The sequence below is a fragment of the Muriicola sp. genome (genome assembly GCF_041567615.1).
Classification (GTDB): domain Bacteria; phylum Bacteroidota; class Bacteroidia; order Flavobacteriales; family Flavobacteriaceae; genus Muriicola.
In genome coordinates this window covers 1-6,870 of the sequence record NZ_JBFGBM010000148.1, presented here as the reverse complement: position 1 = coordinate 6,870, position 6,870 = coordinate 1, and the positions used below count along the sequence as shown (strand labels likewise).

Genomic DNA, 6,870 nt, shown 5'->3' with positions numbered 1-6,870 from the left:
TCCGGACTGGACATCGATGCCCTGCGTATCGTGGCCAATGGGGTGAATAAACTCAAGAGCAAGGACAACGCGGTTATCGTGATCACCCACTACCAGCGACTCCTGGAATACATCATCCCGGATTTCGTTCATGTGATCCACGATGGGAAGATCGTCAAATCCGGCAGCAAGGAACTCGCCCTGGAGCTGGAGGAGAAGGGGTACGACTGGATTAAGAAAGAACCGGTAGCCTGAGATAATCAATTGGAGTACCCGGAAACGGGGCAATGAAAACAAGAGAAATGGATCTAAAGGAAAAATTAGTATCGTCCTTCATGGCTTTCGAGAATAATGTGGATATAGAACATCCTGTTCACGATATCCGGTCTGAGGCGATCAAGAATTTTGAAGCCAAAGGTTTCCCGACAAAGAAGGAGGAAGCCTGGAAATACACTTCCCTGAACAGTATCCTGAAAACGGATTTCAGCATTTTCCCCAAGGAGGAAAACGCCCTGGAATACCATCAGGTAAAGAAGTATTTCCTTCATGAGATCGATACCTACAAGATCGTTTTCATAGACGGGATCTACAGCTCCTATCTCTCGGAGACCACCCATGACGGCGTAGACATCTGTCTGATGAGTTCAGCCCTCACCAAACCCATGTACAAGCCGGTCATCGACGTGTATTTCAACAAAGCGGCCTCAAAAGAGGAATCCCTCACCACCCTGAACACCGCTTTCAGCCGGGAAGGGGCCTATATCTACATCCCAAAGAACAAGGCGCCTAAAAAACCTGTGGAGATCATCCATTTTGCTACCGGGAACGAAGCCTCCCTTATGCTACAGCCCAGGAACCTGATCATAGCTGAAGAGAATGCCGAGCTGCAGGTCATCGAAAGACACCAGAGCCTGACCGGAAATCCCGTCCTGACTAATTGTGTCACCGAGATCTTCGCGGCCAAAAATGCTATAGTGGACTATTACAAGGTGCAGAATGACAGCAAGGATGCATCCCTTATCGACAATACCTTCATCGCCCAGAAAGACAAGAGCGTGGTGAATGTGCATACTTTCTCTTTTGGGGGGAAACTTACCCGGAACAACCTCAACTTCTTCCAGAACGGGGAATACATCGAATCTACCCTTAAAGGGGTGACCATCCTGGGGGAAAAGCAGCATGTAGACCACCATACCCTGGTACACCACCAGGAGCCCAACTGCGAAAGTCACCAGGATTACAAAGGGATCTTCGGGGAAAAATCTACGGGCGTTTTTAACGGGAAGATCATCGTAGACAAGATCGCCCAGAAGACCAACGCCTTCCAGCAGAACAATAATGTGCTGATCAGCGATCAGGCGACGGTGAACACCAAACCCCAGTTGGAGATCTTTGCGGACGATGTGAAGTGCTCCCACGGGTGTACAATAGGTCAGTTGGATGAGGACGCTTTGTTCTACCTGCAGTCGAGAGGTATCCCAAGAAAGGAAGCCACCGGACTGCTGATGTATGCCTTTGCAAACAATGTGCTGGAGAGCGTGCGTTTACCAGAACTAAAAAATCGGATCAACAAGCTGATCGCCAACAAACTTGGGGTACGGCTTGGGTTCGACCTGTAACTTCGAGAATACATTTCCGGGATGACTGAGACACAATTGGATATTGCCAAGATAAGAAAGGACTTCCCCATCCTGAACCGGAAGGTGAACGGAAACCCTTTGGTCTATTTTGACAATGCGGCCACGTCCCAGACTCCAAAACAGGTGATCGACACTATCGTCGATTACTACAGTCGGTACAATGCCAACATCCACCGGGGTGTGCATGCCCTGGCGCAGGAAGCCACGGAGGCTTACGAAGGAGGGCGCAGGAAGGTGCAACACTTCTTTAACGCAGCCAAGGCTCACGAGATCATCTTTACCTCCGGGACTACCCACAGCATCAACCTGGTGGCCAACGGCTTTACCAGCCTGTTAAAGAAAGGTGATGAGATCCTGGTCTCAGCCATGGAACACCACAGCAACATCGTGCCCTGGCAGATGCTTTGCGAGCGTACCGGAGCTATCCTGAAGGTGATACCCATGAACGAGGACGGGGTGTTGAGGATGGATGAATACAGGAAGTTACTTTCAAAGCGTACGAAACTGGTAGTCTGCAACCATGTCTCCAATGCCCTGGGGACCATCAATCCTATTGAAGACATTATCCCTATGGCCCATACGGTCGGAGCGGCCGTACTGGTAGACGGAGCCCAGTCGTCTCCCCACGTAAAGGTGGACGTACAGAAACTGGATGTGGATTTCTATACCGCTTCCGCACACAAACTCTGTGGCCCCACCGGGATCGGAATGCTCTATGGAAAGGAAGCATGGCTGGCGAAACTGCCGCCTTACCAGGGTGGAGGGGAGATGATCGCTGAGGTGACCTTTGAAAAGACCACCTATGCCGACCTGCCCTATAAATTCGAGGCAGGGACCCCTAATATCTGCGGGGGAATCGCCTTTGGGGCTGCCATAGACTACCTGAACTCCATCGGTCTTGAAGCCATAGACCATTATGAGCACGAACTCCTGGTCTATGCCACGGAAAAACTATCCCGTATCCAGGGGATGCAATTCTACGGTACAGCAACCCAAAAAACAGCAGTAATTTCCTTTAACATCAAAGGGGTCCATCCCTATGACGTGGGGACCCTCCTGGACAAGATGGGGATCGCCGTGCGCACCGGCCACCACTGTGCCCAGCCCGTGATGGACTTCTTCCAGATCCCGGGAACCATCAGGATCAGCTTTAGCTTCTACAATACCAAAGGAGAGATAGACCGCTTTGTGGAGGCTCTGGAAAAGGCGCGGCAGATGCTGGCCTGAAATAAGGCTGGAAACCCCTGTGAATAAAATGTTAGGATTGACCCGGTCTGTTGAAAGACAGTAATACTTATCGTATTTTTGCGACAAAAGAAACAGGATGAGCAGCATACCCGAGATACAAAAAGAGATCGTAGAGGAATTTTCCATGTTCGACGACTGGATGCAGCGGTATGAGTATATGATCGAGTTGGGGAAATCCCTGCCTTTGATCAAGGAAGAATACAAGACGGAGGACCATATCATCAAAGGCTGCCAGAGCAAGGTCTGGGTGCATGCCGAACTGGAAGGAGACGAGCTGGTCTTTACCGCAGACAGCGATGCCATCATCACCAAGGGGATCATCGCCATCCTGATCCGGGCGTTCAGTCACCAGAAGCCCCAGGATATCATCGATGCCGATACGAAATTCATCGATGAGATCGGGTTGAAGGAACACTTGTCGCCCACCCGTGCCAACGGCCTGGTCAGCATGATCAAACAGCTGAAATTGTACGCCGTGGCTTACCAAACCCAATTAAATTGAGTGAGAAATGAGTGAGACCGCTATAGATACACAGGAAATGGGAGAGAAGATCGTGAAGGTATTGAAGACCATTTACGACCCTGAGATCCCTGTGGATATATACGAACTGGGTCTGATCTACGATGTCTTTGTGAACGAGGACCACGAGGTCAAGATCCTGATGACCCTTACTTCCCCCAATTGCCCCGTGGCAGAGACCCTGCCCGTGGAAGTGGAGGAAAAGGTAAAATCCCTGGATATCGTAAAAGACGCCGAGGTGGAGATCACCTTTGATCCCCCCTGGAGCCAGGACCTGATGAGTGAAGAGGCCAAGCTGGAGCTGGGCCTGCTCTAACCGTTTTCCCACAATATTCTGCCCATGTCTGAAGAGATCGTCAATCGAGTGAGTTCCAGTCCGCTGGTCACGTTCGACCTGGAGGATCACTATCCCCAGGGGAAGCGCATGGTGCTGGACATCAGCCCCTGGCTGATGGAAGGGGTCATCCTGAGGGAAAAGGAATTCAGGGCTGAAGTAGATGCACACGACTGGGAACAGTATCGGGATGCCTTTGTGGCCTTGCACTGTGCAACGGATGCCATCGTCCCCGGATGGGCCTTTATGCTGGTCACCACCCGTCTGCAGCCGGTTGCCGCAGAAGTAGTGCAGGGCGATCTGGAGCTGCTGGAGACCGTACTCTACAAAAAAACACTGGATGCTCTGGATGTAAGCGGCCTGCACGACAAGCCTGTGATCATCAAAGGTTGTGCAAATAAGCCCGTTCCCCCCAATGCCTATATCTGGGCTACCCGAAAACTGCAGGGTGTCGCCAGGAGCGTGATGTACGGGGAAGCCTGTTCTTCCGTCCCTCTTTACAAAAAGAAAAAATAAAAAAATCCCGGCTCAACGCCGGGATTTTTGCAGGTCTTACATTTGTTTTCAAATGTTCAATTTCGGGTTCTTGGTGTCGATTTGGGGAAATGAACACTAAGAAATAGTTCAGGGTAGGATTTGGGGATAAACACTTACACTTAACTACAGGGTAAAAGTAAAAAGAGGGTTGCTTTAGGCCAAATCTGTGTTGTAAACCACAGGGAATTTGTTGTGTGTCTTATGAAGGGTAAAAAACGTCGGTGAATGACACCCTCAATTCCTAATAGGCATCCAGGTTTTCCGGGTACAGGAAGTTGTTGTAGGGGAAGCGGGTGACGTGGATCTCCCTCACGGCATGGTAGACCCGCCTCTTGAATTCATCGAGGTTCTCCTTGTTAAGGGCCGAGATAAAAAGGGCATTCCCACCCATTCGCCTCATCCAGGTGTTCTCCCATTCGTCCAAAGTCATATGTCGGGCGGTCTTCTCCGTGGTCAGGTCGTCCTCGGCGATCTCTTCGGGCTGGTAGAGGTCGATTTTGTTAAAGACCATGATCGTCTCCTTCTCAGCACACCCGATCTCGCTCAGCACCTGGTTCACAGAATCGATGTGTTCCTCGAAGTTGGGGTGGGAGATGTCCACTACGTGCAGAAGGAGGTCCGCTTCCCTTACCTCGTCCAGGGTACCTTTAAAACTCTCCACCAGCTGCGTGGGTAGTTTGCGGATAAACCCCACGGTATCGCTCAGCAGAAAGGGCAGGTTCCCTATGACCACCTTGCGGACTGTGGTATCCAGGGTGGCAAAGAGTTTGTTCTCGGCAAAGACGTTGCTCTTGCTGATCACGTTCATAAGGGTAGACTTGCCCACGTTCGTATACCCAACCAGGGCTACCCGCACCAGTGATCCCCGGTTACCTCTCTGGGTCTCCATCTGCCGGTCTATCTTGGTGAGTTTCTTCTTGAGTAAAGCGATCCGGTCACGTACGATACGGCGGTCCGTCTCTATTTCCGTCTCCCCGGGTCCGCGCATCCCGATCCCCCCACGCTGTCTTTCGAGGTGGGTCCAGAGGCCTGTCAGGCGGGGCAGGAGGTATTCGTACTGGGCGAGCTCAACCTGGGTACGGGCGTAGCTGGTCTGGGCCCGCTGGGCAAAGATATCGAGAATCAGCCCGGTACGGTCCAGGATCTTACAGCGGAGCTGCTTTTCTATATTGCGCTGTTGCACAGGGGTCAGCTCGTCGTCAAAGATGACGGAGCCCACCTCGTGTTCTTTGACAAAGGCCTCCACCTCTTCCATCTTCCCACTCCCGATAAAGGTCTTGGGGTTGGGCACGTCTATGCGCTGCACATAGCGTTTGACTACCTCCCCCCCCGCGGTATAGGTAAGGAACTCCAGTTCGTCTAAGTATTCGGTGACCTTTTCTTCGTCCTGTTCCCGGTTGATGATCCCTATCAGGACGGCCTTTTCATGGTCTATGGTCTTTTTTTCCAGCATAGGGGCAAAATTACGAATTCTGACGGAGGTATATATTATGCCAGTCAGTGAGTATAATGTAGTATTTTAGGAAGATAATAAAGGAAGTGCTTCCTAATGACCAACTTTTGACCCATGATCAAATTTTTCAGACGGATTCGCCAGAAACTACTATCCGAAAATAAATTCACTAAATATATATTGTATGCCATAGGTGAAATTGTCTTAGTGGTCATTGGAATTCTGATTGCGTTAGGCATCAATAACTGGAATGAAAAGAGAAAGGAAGTTAATTTTGAACTGCAATTGCTGTATTCCTTTAAAGATGGATTGAAAAAGGATCTGCAAGACCTGGAGGGAAATGTTCGATGGCATAAAAGGGGGTTGGCGGCCGCAGACACTATTCTTTTTGCACTGGAAAACGACAAGGACTACGACATTGATAAGATCGCACGGAATTTCTCCGACTTTATGACCCCCACCTTCTTCCGGTATTCCACCAGTGCATTTGAAACTCTGAAATCCAAAGGGATAACCACGATCTCCAACAAACAGTTGCGGGATGCCATCATAGGGGTATATGATTCCCAGTACAATTTCTTTCTGGTGAATGAACGGTATTTTGTGGATGAGCTTGAAAGGGGATTTGCCGAGGTATTTCCCACCCGGTTTGAGTCGGCCTACGATTACGACCTCACCAAGCCGGATTTCCCGGGTAGCCTGAGACCCCTGAATTTTGAAGCCCTGAAAAAGGATCAGGAGATGTTTTACTACATCCGATCAACCCAGAATCGCACCCGCATCCTGGTGGACTGGCAATACGCCCAACTAAGGAGTAGAATCGTTGAATTGATGTCGAAGATCAACACTGAAATTGAGCATCTGGAAAGCCAATGACCCCCTGCTTACCAGAGATTTGATAAAAGGTATGACCGAAAAACAAAAAATGCTGGCCGGGCAGGCCTATGATTCCCGGGACCCTGAATTGCTCAAGGCCTACCACCGGGCGCGGAAGCTGTTGCAGCAGTACAACACCCTTTATTCCGAAAACCTGGAAGAGCGGGACCGTATCCTGGGCGAACTATTTGAAAAAAAGGGCTCCGGGGTCTGGATAGAAGCCCCCTTTTTCTGCGATTACGGGGAGCATATCTCCATCGGGGACAACACCTTTGTGAATACG

8 protein-coding genes and 1 pseudogene are annotated in these 6,870 nt (G+C 50.3%); 8 read left to right on the top strand and 1 reads right to left on the bottom strand.

Annotated features, from left to right (window positions below):
* The 6 genes and pseudogenes from sufC to ABYP73_RS10170 all read left to right on the top strand — a co-directional run.
* Window positions 1-234: pseudogene (gene sufC, locus ABYP73_RS10195) on the top strand (Fe-S cluster assembly ATPase SufC); the annotation flags it as partial.
* 47 nt (window positions 235-281) lie between these two features.
* Window positions 282-1,598 (top strand): Fe-S cluster assembly protein SufD, encoded by a 1,317-nt coding sequence (gene sufD / locus ABYP73_RS10190; protein ID WP_372974243.1) that lies wholly within the window; start codon window positions 282-284, stop codon window positions 1,596-1,598.
* 21 nt (window positions 1,599-1,619) lie between these two features.
* Complete coding sequence (locus ABYP73_RS10185; RefSeq protein ID WP_372974242.1) at window positions 1,620-2,846, top strand: aminotransferase class V-fold PLP-dependent enzyme; 1,227 nt, start codon at window positions 1,620-1,622, stop codon at window positions 2,844-2,846.
* 97 nt (window positions 2,847-2,943) lie between these two features.
* Window positions 2,944-3,369, top strand: coding sequence for a SufE family protein (locus ABYP73_RS10180; protein ID WP_372974241.1), 426 nt, complete (start codon window positions 2,944-2,946; stop codon window positions 3,367-3,369).
* A 7-nt stretch (window positions 3,370-3,376) separates the two neighbouring features.
* Window positions 3,377-3,703: an iron-sulfur cluster assembly protein gene (locus tag ABYP73_RS10175; protein WP_372946506.1), complete on the top strand. Its 327-nt coding sequence runs from the start codon at window positions 3,377-3,379 to the stop codon at window positions 3,701-3,703.
* Between the two features lie 24 nt (window positions 3,704-3,727).
* Window positions 3,728-4,237, top strand: coding sequence for a DUF2480 family protein (locus ABYP73_RS10170; protein WP_372946507.1), 510 nt, complete (start codon window positions 3,728-3,730; stop codon window positions 4,235-4,237).
* 262 nt (window positions 4,238-4,499) lie between these two features.
* On the opposite strand, the gene hflX is transcribed toward ABYP73_RS10170, so the two are convergent.
* A complete protein-coding gene (hflX, locus tag ABYP73_RS10165) occupies window positions 4,500-5,711 on the bottom strand; it encodes a GTPase HflX (RefSeq protein WP_372974240.1) in 1,212 nt (403 codons plus the stop codon).
* A gap of 114 nt (window positions 5,712-5,825) precedes the next feature.
* Between hflX and ABYP73_RS10160 the strand changes: the two genes are divergently transcribed.
* Both ABYP73_RS10160 and ABYP73_RS10155 read left to right on the top strand, forming a co-directional pair.
* Entirely contained in the window at window positions 5,826-6,587 is a 762-nt protein-coding gene (locus ABYP73_RS10160) for a DUF6090 family protein (protein ID WP_372974239.1), read from the top strand.
* Window positions 6,588-6,618: 31 nt separating this feature from the next.
* Window positions 6,619-6,870: maltose acetyltransferase domain-containing protein (locus ABYP73_RS10155; protein WP_372974238.1), on the top strand; the 252-nt coding region annotated here is incomplete at its 3' end.